Raw genomic sequence first — 12,982 nt, forward strand, 5'->3', positions numbered from 1 at the left:
AAACCCTACCGGGGCGGTGGACGGTGTGCGGGCGGGGACCGGATACAGCGTCCACACCGTGACCCAGGGCCTGTCGTCAAACTGCCTCAGGCCCCGCGCACCGGCACGATCAGCGGCCTGCCCGTACGGGGATGGGGGAAGACCTCCACCGGCTGCCGGTAGACCTCGCCGAGCAGCTCGCCGCTGAACACCTCGTCCGGCGGGCCCAGTTCCGCGATCCGCCCCTCGTGCAGGACGGCCGCCCGGTCCGCGTACGCCGCGGCGAGGCCGAGGTCGTGCAGCACGACCACGACCGCGTCCCCCGCGGCGGCCCGGTCCCGGCAGATCCGCAGCACCAACTCCTGGTGGCGCAGGTCCAGGGCGGCGGTCGGCTCGTCGAGCAGCATCAGCGGGGCCCGCTGCGCCAGCACCCGGGCCAGTGCCACCCGGGCCTTCTCGCCGCCCGACAGCGCGGAGAAGGGGCGGCCCGCGAACCGCGTCACCTCGGTCGCCGCCATCGCCGCGGCCACCGCCGCGTCGTCCTCGTCCTCCCGCTCCGTACCGGCCCAGGGCGCCCGCCCCATCCGTACGACGTCCTCCACCGGGAACGGGAAGGACAGCGCGGCGGACTGCGGCAACACCGAGCGGCGCAGCGCCAGTTCGGGCGCGGACCACGCGGTGGCCGGGCGGCCGTCGATCCGCACCTCGCCGCTCCCGGCGGGCAGATCGGCGGCCAGGGCCGCCAGCAGCGTCGACTTGCCCGCACCGTTCGGCCCGACCAGGGCGACCACCTCGCCCGCGTGCGCGGTCAGACCGACGGAGTCCAGCACCTGCCGCTGCCCGAGCCGGACCGAAAGGCCGACCGCCTCGACGGCGGGGGAGCCGGGGGGCACGGGCGAGGGCAGCTCCCGGGGGCGTACCGCGAACAGGTCTCTCAGCGTCCTCATGCCCAACCACCTTGCTTGCGACGGGTCCTGCGCAGCAGCCAGAAGAAGAACGGGCTGCCGAAGAGCGCGGTCAGCACCCCGAGAGGCAGCTCGGCGGGGGCCGCCACCGTACGGGCCGCGAGGTCGCCCGCCACCAGGACCAGGGCGCCGCCGAGCGCGGAGCCCGGGACGAGGAAGCGGTGGCCGGGGCCGTTGGCCATCCGCAGCAGATGCGGGACGAGCAGCCCGACGAAGGAGATGATCCCGGCGACGGCGACCGCGGCGGCCGTCAGCAGCGCCACCACCAGCACCAGCACGATCCGCAGCCGCTCCACGTCCACGCCCAGGTGCCGGGCGGGCCGCTCCCCGAGGGCCAGCAGGTCCAGCTTGCGGGCGTAGAACGGGGCGATGAGGAGCCCCGCCAGCGCGCACGGCAGCACGGCGAGCACCTTGGGCCAGGTCGCCTGGGAGAGCGAACCGAGCTGCCAGAAGGTGATCTGGGTGATCTGCGCGTTGTCCGCGAAGAAGATGAACAGGCCGATCAGCGCGCCCGCGAACGCGTTGACGGCGATACCGGTGAGGATCAGCGTCACCACTTCGGTCCGGCCGCCGGACCGCGAGAGCGTGTAGACGAGCAGCACCGTGATCAGACCGGCGACGAACGCGCAGACGGTGATGGTCCAGTTGCCGAAGAAGCTCAGGCCGAGCGCGATCGAGGCGACCGCGCCCACGGCCGCGCCCGCCGAGATGCCGATCACGCCGGGCTCGGCGAGCGGGTTGCCGAACACGCCCTGCATCAGCGCGCCCGCACAGCCGAGGGACGCGCCGACGAGCAGGGCGAGGACGACCCGGGGGAGCCGTACGTTCCACAGGACGCTCTCGCCGACCCGGTCCAACCCCTGTCCGCCGAGGCCGATCCGGTGCTGCACGGAGGACAGGACGTCGCCGAGCGGGATGGAGTACGCGCCGATCGCCGCGGACAGCAGACAGCCGGCGAGCAGGGCGAGGGAGAGCACGGCGGTGAGCACGAACACCCTGCTCCGGGGCGACTTGGGGGCGGCGGCGCCGTCCGTTCCTTCGCCCGGGGACTTCAGCTCGGTCCCGGTGCGTTCCTCGTACGCGGTGGTCACTGGCCCGTGCCGCCCTTCGCGTACAGCTGCTCGACGATCTCGGCGAGCACCCGGTCGGTGCGCGGCCCGTAGTTGAGCAGCACCCCGTCGTCGACGGTGACGATCCGGCGGTCCATCCCGGCCGGGGTCTCCGCGATGCCGGGGATCTTCACCAGACCGTCCATGCCGCCGACCGACTCGAACCCCTTGGTCATCAGGAGGATCGCGTCCGGCGCGGCCTTGGCGAGCGCCTCGCTGGTGATGGCGGTGAAGTCCTTGTCCAGGCCCGACTCCTTGCCGGCGTCGACCGCGCCCGCCGCCTCCAGCAGCGAACCGGCCCCGGACTCCGCGCCGCCCAGCAGATAGACGGAGGCCGAGCCGCGCAGGTAGAGGAAGGCGACCCGGGGCTTCTTGCCGTCCGCGGGGTCCGGGATGGACTTCTGGACGGCGGCGATCCGGGTCTCGGTCCGCTCGGTGAGCTCCGTTCCGGCGGACGGTACGCCGAGGGCCTCGGCGACGGTGTCGATGCGGCGGCCGACGTCGGCGAGTTCCTTGGCGGGCTCGACGACGAGGAGAGGGATGCCCGCGTCGCGGATCTGGTCGATCGCCTCGGCCGGCCCGGTGGTGGTGTCGGCGAGGACGATCGTCGGCTTCAGCGAGAGCACGCTCTCCGCCGAGACGTCGTGGGCACGGGTCACCACCGGGAGCTTCTCGGCCTGTTCGAAGGTGGCGGTGATGTCCCGGGCGACCACCTGCTTCCCGAAACCGAGGGTGAAGACGATCTCGCTCAGTGACCCGGTCAGCGGCACGATCCGGTCGGTGGAACCGATCGTGACCTTCGTGCCGTCCGCCGAGTCGACCGTCACCGGCAGCTTCGGCGCGGGCGGGGCGGCCAGCGGCTCGACCCGGTCGGCGTCGGCGGTGTTCCCGGCGGACTTCGGCGCGGAGTCGCCGGCTCCGTCTCCGCCGCAGCCGGTCAGGACCAGGGCGAGGGCGAGGGCGGAGGTGAGGGCGGCGGTCGCCCTGCCCCGGGCCGGGCGACGGCGCGAAACCCGTCCGGCGTCCGGACCATCGGAGCCCTCGGGGCTCCTCGTGGCGAAGGCCTGCGTGATGTGCACGGGGCACCGTCCTGTCGTTCTGCGGCGTGCGGTCGGCCGTTCGCCGGTGACGGCGTGACCGGTAAGGGTTCCGGCCCGGGCTGGGAATACCTTAGGTTAGCCTTACCTGAGCATCCAGTCCTCGGAGGGGCCCTCATGCCGTCGTCCAGATCCACCCGCGCGCTCGCCGTCGCGCTCCTCGCGATAGTGCTGGGAGCCCTGCTCCCCGGCGCCACCGCGCAAGCGGCCGGCCGTACGGTGCAGGGCGGCCGACTGGACTGGGGCATCAAGTCCTCCTTCCAGAGCTATGTCACCGGCCCCATCGCCGGCGGCAGTTGGAGCCTCACCGGCGGCGCGGCGACGGTCGGCGGCAGCCAGTTCCGCTTCCACTCGGCGACCGGCTCCTACGACCCGGACAGCGGAGCGCTCACCTCCGGCTTCTCCGGCGGCGTGCACTTCACCGGTCACCGGAAGCCCGACGGCAGCAACGAGCTGGACCTCACGATCAGCCGTCCCACCGTCCGGATCAGCGGCGGCAGCGGCACGCTCCACGCGGACGTGGTCAGCAAGGAGCGGGGGACCGGAAAGGTCTCCAACCGCTCCCAGGTGCCGCTGGCCTCGCTCGACCTCGGCGGGATCGACATGAAGGGCGGTTCCACCCCCATCGCCCTCACCGGCGGCCCCGCCACGCTGACCACCCAGGGAGCCTCCGCCTTCGCGGGCTACTACACCGCGGGCACCCCGCTCGACCCGATCAGCCTCTCCGTCGACACCCGGGGCGCGGCCGCCGAGCAGAAGCCGTCCGCCCCGGACGAGAAGAAGGAAGAGGGCGGGAAGAAGAAGGAGAAGGCGGAGAAGAAGGAGAAGGCGGGCCGCTTCGAGGACGCCGCCGTCGACTGGGGCGTACGCCGCACCTTCCGCGAGTACGTCACCGGCTCCATCGGCCAGGGCAAGTGGACGCTCGCCGACGGCGCCCAGGACGGCGGGGCCCTGTTCCGCTTCCCGCAGGGCAAGGGGACGTACGACGCGAAGAAGCAGACGCTGGACGCGGACTTCGGCGGCAGCATCCGCTTCACCGGCGCCCACGAACTCGACCTGGAGTTCGCCGGGGTCACCGTCGCCGTCGCCAAGGGCGAGGGCACGCTGTCGGCCGACGTCACCAGCGAGGGCGCCACCCGCGAGGACGTGCCCCTCATCACCTTCCCCGCGAAGGACCTCGCGCCGAAGGAGGGTCTCGCCGTCCTCACCGAGGCCCCCGCCACTCTCACCGCCGACGGCGCCAAGGCCTTCGGCTCCATGTACAGGGCGGGTACCGCGATGGACCCGGTCTCGCTCGCCGTGGCCGTCGAGGAGAAGGCCCAACTGCCCGCGCTCCCGGACCTCGGCAGTGAGCCGACCGCGTCCGCCGAGCCCACGGAGAAGGCCGCGGAGAAGCCCTCCACCGCACCGGCGGCCGCCTCCTCCGACTCCGGCCCGGGCACGGGCGTCTACCTCGCCGGCGGCGGCGCACTGCTGCTCGTCGCGGCGGCCGCCACGTTCTTCGCCCTGCGCCGCCGCCCCGCGCGGCCTGCCTCCGACTCCTCCCCGACTTCCTGACGCCCGGCACCCCCATGCGCGCCTTATGGATCCTCACCCCCTCCCCCCACGCCTCTCTTCCCCCTCCCCCCGTTCGCTAGGAGACCCACCGACATGGCAGCAACTCGCCGCCCCATAGCCCTCGCAGCGGCCGTCGCCACCGCCGCCGCACTCGGCGCCACCGCCTTCGCCCTTCCCGCCATCGCCGCCGGATCCCCGGCCGACGCGCCCACCGCCGCCCCGAAGCTGGAGCTCGTGGACGGCACACTGGACTGGGGCATTCACGCGGACTTCCGCAGGTACGTGGCCGGTCCCATCGCCCACGGCAAGATCACTGTCACGGACGGCGCCCAGCAGGCCTCCGGCAACGGTGTGTTCACCTTCACCGGCGGCACGGGCACCTACGACACCGGGACGCACGAATCCAGGACCGCGTTCAAGGGCGGTGTCCGGTTCGAGGGCCACGAGGGCGTGCTCGACGTCAAGCTGAGCGACATCAAGGTCGGCACGGGCCGCCAGACCGGCACCATCACCGCTGACTTCAGCAGCAAGAGGATGGACGGCACCGTCGTCTCCAAGAACGACGCCCCCATCGCCGCGCTCGACATGACGGCCGCGGAGCGGGGCGGCGGCGCGGGCGGCGCGATGGTCTTCTCGGACATCCCCGCCAAGCTGACCGCCGACGGCGTGGACGCTTTCGGAGGCTTCTACGAGAAGGGCTCCGCGCTCGACGCGGCGACCCTGTCGGTCAAGACCGCCGCGCCCGGCCCGGACCCGTCGAAGGACCCGAGCAAGGACCCGAGCGACGACCCGTCGAAGGACCCGTCCAAGGAGCCCTCCAAGGACCCGGGCAAGGAGCCTTCCAAGGACCCGTCCGAGGACCCCTCGAAGGAGCCTTCCGAGGAGCCCTCCGATGAGCCGACGGCCGGTCCGTCGCCGTCCGCCTCCCGGACCGCCGCGCCCGTCAGCGGCCCGGTCGTCGACGGCACCCTGAACTGGGGCGTCAAGGAGAAGTTCCGCTCCTACGTCGTCGGTCCGATCGCGCGCGGCAAGGTCGAGACGAGCGGCGGCGCGACCACCGTCGCCGACGGCTACCGCTTCAGCAGGGCCACCGGCCACCTCGACGCCGACAAGAACACGCTGAACGCCGCGTTCCAGGGCAAGGTGCGCTTCCTCGGCCACGAGAAGGAGGGCGCGTACGAGCTCGAACTCTCCCTCAGCAACCTGAAGGTCGTCGTCAAGGGCGCCTCCGGCAAGCTCGTCGCCGACGTCTCCACCAAGGCGCTCCCGACCGAAGCGAACCGGAACCCCAAGGCCGACAAGTTGACCGGCGTGGACTTCGCCGAACTGAAGGTGCCCGCGGGCGCGCTCGCCGCCAAGGACGGCATCGTGAGCCTCAAGGGCGTCCCGGTGACGCTCACCGAGGGCGGCGCCGAGGCGTTCGGCGGCTTCTACGAGAAGGGCGAGAAGCTTGATGCCCTGAACGCCGTGGTCTCCCTCGACAAGGACGCCCGGCTTCCGGGCGGCTCCGGCTCCACCACCGGCGGTTCGGGCTCCACCGGCGGTTCCACGGCGGGCGGTTCCACCACCGGAGGCGGCGGCACGGTCGGCGGCGGCTCCACCGGCGGCACGGTCGGCGGCTCCGGCGCCCTGGCCGCCACCGGCTCCGACGTCCCGACCGGCGCCCTGATCGCCGCCTCCGGCGTCGTCGTGGCGGCCGGCGCGGGCGTCGTGATCGCGGCGCGCCGTCGTCGTGACGCCACCGCCTGATCCACTCCGCCTGATCCACTCCGCACCATCCGTACGGCCCCGGGGCCCTACCGGCAGCACCAGTGCCCGCCGGTACGGCCCCGCTGCCGTACCCCGCCCGGTTTCCCGCCCCGTCGCCCGGCAGTGCTTGAATGCCCCCCGTGAACGACTACGACGTACCCCGGGGCATCGACGTCCTGCGGGTGTTCTGCGGACCCGACGGCCGGCACGGCAACGCCCTCGGCGTCGTACGCGACGGACGCGGTCACCCCGACGAGGCCTCCCGGCAACTGCTGGCCCAGCGGCTCGGCTTCAGCGAGACCGTGTTCGTCGACGACCCGGAGCGCGGGCGGGTGGACATCCACGCCCCCGGGCTCCGGCTGCCGTTCGCCGGGCATCCGCTGGTGGGCACCGCGTGGCTGCTGGACCTGGAGGTCCTGGAGCTGGAGGTCGGGGACGTGTTCGCCCGCCAGGACGGGGAGTTCACCTGGATCACCGCCCGCCCCGAGTGGGTCCCGCCGCGCACGCTCCAGCGGTACGCGAGCGCCGCCGAGGTCGACGCGCTGCCGGCCCCGCCGCCCGGCGAGGGGTGGCTCTACGCCTGGGCGTGGGAGGACGAGGCGGCCGGAAGGGTGCGCGCACGGGCCTTCCCGAGGCGCGGCGAGGCGGTCGTCGAGGACGAGGCGACGGGCGCCGCGGCCCTGCTGCTCAGCGCGCGGCTCGGCCGGGCCCTGAACATCACACAGGGACGCGGCTCCCAGATCCTCACCGCACCCGCGCCGGACGGCACGGTGGAGGTCGGGGGCCGCGTCCTGATGGCCGTCCGGGGCTGAGCCGGACGGCCGTCCCGCTGCCGGGCCGCGTCCTTGCCCCGGTATCGCGTGCGGCTCCACCGGCGGCCGGTGGAGCCGCACGCTCACGGGCGCACTAGGTTCTCTCGTTTGGATCAGGCCGGACCCCGCGAGCCCGACATGATCCAAACGAGAGGCCCTGGCCCGTGCTCGGTCACGCGCTGAGCGGGAAGGCCTCGCCCAGCTCGCGGAAGACCGCCGTGTTCAGCGCGAAGGCCCGCTTGCACTCCTCGACGATGCGCTGCTTCTCCAGGTCGTCCGCGTTCACCGCGTCCAGCAGCTCGCGGTAACCCCGCTTGAACGCGGCCGGGTTGGTGATCTCCTCGAAGACGTAGAAGCGCACGCCGTCGCCCTTGCGCTCGAAGCCCCAGGTCTTCTCCGCCTTGTCGCGGATGATCTGACCGCCCGAGAGGTCGCCGAGGTAGCGGGTGTAGTGGTGGGCGATGTAGCCGGCGGGCCAGGTGCGCGCGCACTCCGCGACCCGGGCCGCGTAGGCGGCGGTGGCGGGCAGCGGCTCGACGCCCTCGCGCCAGTCGGCCCCGCGCAGGTGCGCCAGGTCGCGCTCCAGCTCGGTGGAGCGCATCAGCTCCGGCTGTATGAAGGGGCCGGCGACCGGGTCGTCGCGCAGGGCGTCCGCGCCTTCCTCCAGAGCCCGGTACACGAACCACAGCTGCTCGGTGTAGCGCGTGTACGCGTCCACTCCCAGCCGCCCGCCGAGCAGGTCACTCATGAAGGTCGAGGTCTCCGCTTCGGTGTGCTGCTCGTGCGACGCGGTGCGGATGAGCGTCGAGAAGGGAGTGACGGTGGCGGTTGCGTCCAAGGCGGGCCTCCGGGGACCGAGGGGACGGGAAGTCCAGAAAGAGACGGATATATCGGCAGCGACCGCCGCGGCGGTGCGGCGGCGCGTGCCGATACGCCGATCCTCCTGCTTAGGTTTACCTAAGTCAACTGGTTCCCGACTGTCTGTCGGTAAAAGGCTACGCGCTGAGGGAGCAAGTGGTTCTTCTGTCCGATTTTCGGGTGAGTTACGGGAGGGTGAGGATCTCCGCTCCGGTCTCCGTGACCACCAGCGTGTGCTCGAACTGGGCCGTCCGCTTCCGGTCCTTCGTCACCACGGTCCAGCCGTCCTCCCACAGGTCGTACTCGTGGGTGCCCAGCGTCAGCATCGGCTCGATGGTGAACGTCATACCCGGCTGCATCACCGTGGTGGCGTGCGGGCTGTCGTAGTGCGGGATGATCAGGCCGGAGTGGAACGAGGAGTTGATGCCGTGCCCGGTGAAGTCGCGGACGACCCCGTAACCGAACCGCTTCGCGTACGACTCGATGACCCGGCCGATCACATTGATCTGGCGCCCGGGCCTGACCGCCTTGATGGCGCGGTTCAGCGACTCCCGGGTGCGCTCGACCAGCAGGCGCGACTCCTCGTCGACGTCGCCGCAGAGGTAGGTGGCGTTGTTGTCGCCGTGCACCCCGTTGATGTACGCGGTGACGTCCAGGTTCACGATGTCGCCGTCGCGCAGCACGGTGGAGTCGGGGATGCCGTGGCAGATGACCTCGTTGAGCGAGGTGCACAGTGATTTCGGGAAGCCCCGGTAGCCGAGCGTCGAGGGGTAGGCGCCGTGGTCGACCATGAAGTCGTGGGCGACCCGGTCGAGCTCGTCCGTGGTGACCCCGGGGGCGATGTGCTTGGCGGCCTCCTCCATCGCCTGCGCGGCGATACGGCCCGCGACGCGCATCCGCTCCACGGTGTCGGAGTCCTGGACCTCCGGGCCGGTGTACGGCGTCGGGGCCGGCTTCCCCACGTACTCGGGACGCCGGATGTTTCCGGGTACGGAACGGACGGGAGTGATCTCCCCTGGTACGAGAAGCGACTGGCCAGACATGCCAGCGAGTCTAACCAGCGGTCCCGGGGCACCATGGCGATAAGGAAAGGAGCCGTCGATGGCCCTGTTCAAGAAGCGCACGGTGGGCAAACCGGGCGAATGGTACTACTGCCTGGAGCACAAGAAGGTCGAGGAAGGCCCGGAGTGCCCTGCGCAGAACCGGTTCGGCCCCTACACCTCCCGCGAGGCGGCACAACACGCGATGGACACGGCGCGCGACCGGAACCTGGAGTGGGACACCGACCCCAAATGGCACGACGAGGACAAGGGCGAACCGAACCCGCCCGGGGGCAACCCGAGCCCGACCGGGGGGTAGATCAAGCCCGTCCGGCGTTTGAGGACGTCTTTTCAGCCCCTCCGGCGTTTGAGGAGCGGGGTACGGGGCGGAGCCCCGGAAGCCCGGCCACCCGGCCGGGCCCGGGTCACGCCTCCTCCCGCGCCTCCCGCCTCCGCACCGCGTCCTCGTCCGTCTCCGAGTCGTACCGCACCAGCTTCGGCAGCGCGGCGGTCAGCAGCACCACGGACGCCACGCACGCCACCCCGCCCGTCCAGATCGCCGACCGGGTCCCCGTCCAGCCCGCCATCGCCCCGGCCCGCACCTGGCCCAGCTGCGGGCCGACGCTGTACGAGAGCACCTCGATGCCCGCCAGCCGGCCCCGCAGCTCGTCCGGGATCGTCTGGTTCCAGATGGTCGCGCGCCCCAGCCCGCTCAGCATGTCGCCCGCCCCCGCGACGGCCAGGCAGAACAGCACCACCCACACGCTGGAGAACCAGCCCGCCGCGGCGATGGCCAGTCCCCACGCCGTCGCGCCGAACACCACGAACAGCCCGTGCCTGCGCACCCGGCTCGTCCAGCCGCTGGTCAGCCCCAGCGCCAGCGAGCCGACCGAGCCCGCCGCGTACATCAGGCCCAGCGACCACTCCGCGTCCAGATCGTCCGCCAGGAACGGGAAGATCGTGTTCGGGAAGGCGAAGAACATCGCCGCCATGTCGATCGCGTACGTCCCCAGCAGCACCGGCCGGCTCCAGGCGTACCGCGCCCCCTCGACGATCCCGCGCAGCGACGGCTTCTGCGCGTCCCGCGCCGGCGGTGCGGGGGACAGCCGCAGACAGAGCACGACGGAGGCGGCGAACGTGCACACCGTCACCCCGTACGCGGTGCCGTGACCGGCGTACGCCACCACCAGACCGGCCAGCGCCGGGCCCGCGATGGCCCCGATCTGCCAGCGCAGCGAGTTCAGCGCGGCCGCCGCCGTCTGCTGCTTGTGCGGCACGATGCGGGCCATCAGGGAGTCCAGCGCGGGCCGTTGGAGCCCGGCGAGCGCGGACACCCCGCCGGCCACCACGTACAGCGGCCACAGCAGCGGCTCCGGGAGCAGGGCGTTCACCAGCAGGATCGCGGCGAGCACCCCGAGCCCCGCCTCGGTGAGCAGGATGACCCGGCGGCGGTCCACCGAGTCCGCGAGCGCCCCGCCGTACAGCCCGAAGACCACCAGCGGCACCAGCTCCACGGCTCCCATCGCCCCGACCGCGAGCGGGGAGCCCGTGAGGTCCTTGATCTGGAGCGGCAGCGCGATGAGCGCCATGAAGCTGCCGAAGTACGTGATCAGGCCCTGCACCCACAGCAGCCGGAAGTCCGCCGAGGAACGCCAGGGCGAGAGGTCCGGCAGCAGGGCGCGGATCCGGGCCGACAGCGCTGAGGAGGGGGAGGCGGGCGAAGGCGAGGGGGAGGGAGGCGCTGAGGTCACGAAGGGCCATGATCCGCGCTGCCGGGAGCTTCGAGCAACCGATATTCCCTGACGCCCGCAGGGCCGGGCGAAGGGGGCCGCCGATGCCTGCCGGCCCCTCCCTCACCCGAACGGAGGACCGGTGGGGAGCGGGCGGGGAGCGGGACCGGGGGCCCGCGGTGACGGTCTCCCGGGGGCTACCTGGCAGTAGGGTCGGGCCCATGACTACACAGGACAGCGGCAGCGCGCCCAAGCCCCCCGCCAAGGACCCCTGGGACCTTCCCGATGTTTCCGGCCTGAGCGTGGGCGTGCTCGGCGGCACCGGCCCGCAGGGGCGCGGCCTCGCCTACCGGCTCGCCCGCGCCGGGCAGCGGGTCACCCTGGGCTCCCGGGACGCGGCCCGCGCCGAGCAGGCCGCGGCCGAGCTGGGCTTCGGCGTCGAGGGCGCGGACAACGCGGAGTGCGCCCGGCGCAGCGACATCGTGATCGTCGCCGTGCCGTGGGACGGCCACGCCAAGACGCTCCAGTCCCTGCGCGAGGAACTCGCGGGCAAGCTCGTGATCGACTGCGTCAACCCGCTCGGCTTCGACAAGAAGGGCGCCTACGCCCTCAAGCCGGAGGAGGGCAGCGCCGCCGAACAGGCCGCCGCCCTGCTGCCCGACTCCCGGGTCACCGCCGCCTTCCACCACCTCTCGGCCGTGCTGCTCCAGGACGAGTCCATCGAGGAGATCGACACCGACGTGCTGGTCCTGGGCGAGGCCCGGGCCGACACGGACCTCGTGCAGGCGCTGGCGGGCCGGATCCCGGGCATGCGCGGCATCTTCGCGGGGCGGCTGCGAGGCGCCCATCAGGTCGAGTCGCTGGTCGCCAACCTGATCTCGGTCAACCGCCGCTACAAGGCCCACGCCGGGCTGCGCGCCACCGACGTCTGACCGGCCACGCCGGGCCCGGTCAGGGCACAACGGGGCATGGGGGACACTGGACGGGACCGCGACCCGTTCCCGACAGGAGTCGACCCCCATGCCCCGCATCGCTCTCTACGCCCTCGTCGTCTGCGTCCTCGCCGTCGTGGCGGCCGTGGTCTCCTTCGCGCAGGGCAGCCTGCTCGGGATCGTCTGGGTGCTCGTCGCGGGGCTCTCGTCGAACATGACCTGGTTCTACATCCGCAGGCACCGGCTGGCCGTCGCCGCCGACGCGGGCTGAACGAGGAGGCCTGAACGAGGAGGCCAGGCCCGAACGGGTCGGGCCGAACGAGGCGCCACGCTGTCAGTCCACCGCGCAGCCCGGGTCCTGCTCGTCGAAGAGGCCCCGCCAGAAGCGGTACAGGTCGTAACCGCAGTACCGCTGGAACTCCTCGACGCCCAGCCCGCGCAGCAGCGCGTGGACCGCGTCGAAGAACGCGATGTTCACCTCGGGGATCCACAGGATCGCGAACACGGCGATCAGCCCGAACGGCGCGATCGGCTCCACCTGGCGGCGGATCCGGTACGAGAGCCAGGGCTCGATCACCCCGTACCCGTCCAGCCCCGGAATCGGCAGGAGGTTCAGGATCGCCGCCGTCACCTGGAGCATCGCCAGGAACGCCAGCGCGTACTGGAAGGAGCGGGGCACCCCGTCGAGCGCGTCCAGCCAGAACGGGGCCGTGCACACCACCGCGAACGCCACGTTCGTCAGCGGGCCCGCCGCCGAGATCAGGCTGTGCTTCCAGCGGCCGTGGATCCGTCCCCGCTCGATGTACACCGCGCCGCCGGGCAGCCCGATCCCGCCCATGATCACGAAGAGCACCGGCAGCACGATGCTGAGCAGCGCGTGCGTGTACTTCAGCGGATTGAGCGTCAGATAGCCCTTCGCCCCCACCGAGAGGTCCCCGCTGTGCAGCGCGGTGCGGGCGTGCGCGTACTCGTGCAGACAGAGGGAGACGATCCAGGCCCCGGTGACGAACAGGAACACCGCGAAGCCGGTGGCGTCCGCGAAACCCGTCCACACCGCCCAGCCGGCGACCGCGGTGACGGCGGCGATGCCGAGGAAGACCGGGCTGATCCTCCGGTCGCCGCGGGTGGCTGCGGTGGTCATCGGCACTCGGCTC

The 12,982-nt window shown here is 72.4% G+C and carries 13 protein-coding genes; 6 read left to right on the forward strand and 7 right to left on the reverse strand.

Translation table 11 applies throughout. The annotated features are described in order from the left end of the window. Window positions 1-86: 86 nt before the first annotated feature. Genes ACIRJT_RS07320 through ACIRJT_RS07330 form a run of 3 tightly spaced genes read right to left on the reverse strand, consistent with a single transcriptional unit; the run spans window position 87 to window position 3,132 of the window. A complete protein-coding gene (locus ACIRJT_RS07320; protein ID WP_403905731.1) occupies window positions 87-926 on the reverse strand; it encodes a heme ABC transporter ATP-binding protein in 840 nt (279 codons plus the stop codon). Beyond that, window positions 923-2,035 carry a FecCD family ABC transporter permease gene (locus ACIRJT_RS07325; protein WP_403905734.1) on the reverse strand — a complete coding sequence of 371 codons (1,113 nt, stop codon included), beginning with the start codon at window positions 2,033-2,035 and terminating at the stop codon, window positions 923-925. The genes ACIRJT_RS07320 and ACIRJT_RS07325 overlap by 4 nt, the downstream gene beginning before the upstream one ends. Next, window positions 2,032-3,132 (reverse strand): hemin ABC transporter substrate-binding protein, encoded by a 1,101-nt coding sequence (locus ACIRJT_RS07330; protein WP_403905736.1) that lies wholly within the window; start codon window positions 3,130-3,132, stop codon window positions 2,032-2,034. The genes ACIRJT_RS07325 and ACIRJT_RS07330 overlap by 4 nt, the downstream gene beginning before the upstream one ends. Window positions 3,133-3,267: 135 nt before the next feature. Here ACIRJT_RS07330 and ACIRJT_RS07335 point away from each other — a divergent pair, with 135 nt between their 5' ends. From ACIRJT_RS07335 to ACIRJT_RS07345, 3 genes are all read left to right on the forward strand, one after another. Next, a complete protein-coding gene (locus ACIRJT_RS07335) occupies window positions 3,268-4,707 on the forward strand; it encodes an HtaA domain-containing protein (protein WP_403905739.1) in 1,440 nt (479 codons plus the stop codon). Between the two features lie 93 nt (window positions 4,708-4,800). Continuing rightward, complete coding sequence (locus ACIRJT_RS07340) at window positions 4,801-6,456, forward strand: HtaA domain-containing protein (protein ID WP_403905741.1); 1,656 nt, start codon at window positions 4,801-4,803, stop codon at window positions 6,454-6,456. 140 nt (window positions 6,457-6,596) lie between these two features. Beyond that, window positions 6,597-7,268, forward strand: a complete 672-nt coding sequence (locus tag ACIRJT_RS07345) for a PhzF family phenazine biosynthesis protein (RefSeq protein ID WP_403905743.1) — start codon at window positions 6,597-6,599, stop codon at window positions 7,266-7,268. Between the two features lie 172 nt (window positions 7,269-7,440). On the opposite strand, the gene ACIRJT_RS07350 is transcribed toward ACIRJT_RS07345, so the two are convergent. Both ACIRJT_RS07350 and map read right to left on the reverse strand, forming a co-directional pair. Then, the gene (locus tag ACIRJT_RS07350) at window positions 7,441-8,106 is read right to left on the reverse strand and encodes a heme oxygenase (biliverdin-producing) (protein ID WP_403905745.1); all 666 of its coding nucleotides are present in this window, start codon (window positions 8,104-8,106) and stop codon (window positions 7,441-7,443) included. Window positions 8,107-8,311: 205 nt separating this feature from the next. Beyond that, the gene (gene map / locus ACIRJT_RS07355; protein ID WP_026290553.1) at window positions 8,312-9,169 is read right to left on the reverse strand and encodes a type I methionyl aminopeptidase; all 858 of its coding nucleotides are present in this window, start codon (window positions 9,167-9,169) and stop codon (window positions 8,312-8,314) included. Window positions 9,170-9,227: 58 nt separating this feature from the next. Here map and ACIRJT_RS07360 point away from each other — a divergent pair, with 58 nt between their 5' ends. After that, entirely contained in the window at window positions 9,228-9,485 is a 258-nt protein-coding gene (locus tag ACIRJT_RS07360; protein ID WP_403905748.1) for a hypothetical protein, read from the forward strand. Window positions 9,486-9,591: 106 nt separating this feature from the next. Here the strand turns inward: ACIRJT_RS07360 and ACIRJT_RS07365 are convergent, their stop codons facing one another. Continuing rightward, entirely contained in the window at window positions 9,592-10,851 is a 1,260-nt protein-coding gene (locus tag ACIRJT_RS07365) for an MFS transporter (protein WP_403906551.1), read from the reverse strand. A gap of 266 nt (window positions 10,852-11,117) precedes the next feature. On the opposite strand from ACIRJT_RS07365, the gene npdG reads away from it, so the two are divergent. Together npdG and ACIRJT_RS07375 are read left to right on the forward strand one after the other, a co-directional pair. After that, window positions 11,118-11,828, forward strand: coding sequence for an NADPH-dependent F420 reductase (gene npdG / locus ACIRJT_RS07370; protein WP_403905751.1), 711 nt, complete (start codon window positions 11,118-11,120; stop codon window positions 11,826-11,828). Between the two features lie 88 nt (window positions 11,829-11,916). After that, window positions 11,917-12,099, forward strand: a complete 183-nt coding sequence (locus tag ACIRJT_RS07375) for a hypothetical protein (RefSeq protein ID WP_007458712.1) — start codon at window positions 11,917-11,919, stop codon at window positions 12,097-12,099. Window positions 12,100-12,162: 63 nt separating this feature from the next. Here the strand turns inward: ACIRJT_RS07375 and ACIRJT_RS07380 are convergent, their stop codons facing one another. Then, window positions 12,163-12,969, reverse strand: a complete 807-nt coding sequence (locus ACIRJT_RS07380) for a site-2 protease family protein (protein WP_403905754.1) — start codon at window positions 12,967-12,969, stop codon at window positions 12,163-12,165. Window positions 12,970-12,982: the final 13 nt, after the last annotated feature.

This window comes from Streptomyces sp. NPDC102283 (assembly GCF_044766265.1).
Taxonomy (GTDB): domain Bacteria; phylum Actinomycetota; class Actinomycetes; order Streptomycetales; family Streptomycetaceae; genus Streptomyces.

Bases quoted from the DNA above. Each gene is read 5' to 3' on its own strand.
- map (WP_026290553.1), bottom strand. From the start codon at position 9,169: ATGTCTGGCCAGTCGCTTCTCGTACCAGGGGAGATCACTCCCGTCCGT.
- npdG (WP_403905751.1), top strand. From the start codon at position 11,118: ATGACTACACAGGACAGCGGCAGCGCGCCCAAGCCCCCCGCCAAGGAC.
- ACIRJT_RS07375 (WP_007458712.1), top strand. From the start codon at position 11,917: ATGCCCCGCATCGCTCTCTACGCCCTCGTCGTCTGCGTCCTCGCCGTC.
- ACIRJT_RS07360 (WP_403905748.1), top strand. From the start codon at position 9,228: ATGGCCCTGTTCAAGAAGCGCACGGTGGGCAAACCGGGCGAATGGTAC.
- ACIRJT_RS07320 (WP_403905731.1), bottom strand. From the start codon at position 926: ATGAGGACGCTGAGAGACCTGTTCGCGGTACGCCCCCGGGAGCTGCCC.
- ACIRJT_RS07335 (WP_403905739.1), top strand. From the start codon at position 3,268: ATGCCGTCGTCCAGATCCACCCGCGCGCTCGCCGTCGCGCTCCTCGCG.
- ACIRJT_RS07380 (WP_403905754.1), bottom strand. From the start codon at position 12,969: ATGACCACCGCAGCCACCCGCGGCGACCGGAGGATCAGCCCGGTCTTC.
- ACIRJT_RS07340 (WP_403905741.1), top strand. From the start codon at position 4,801: ATGGCAGCAACTCGCCGCCCCATAGCCCTCGCAGCGGCCGTCGCCACC.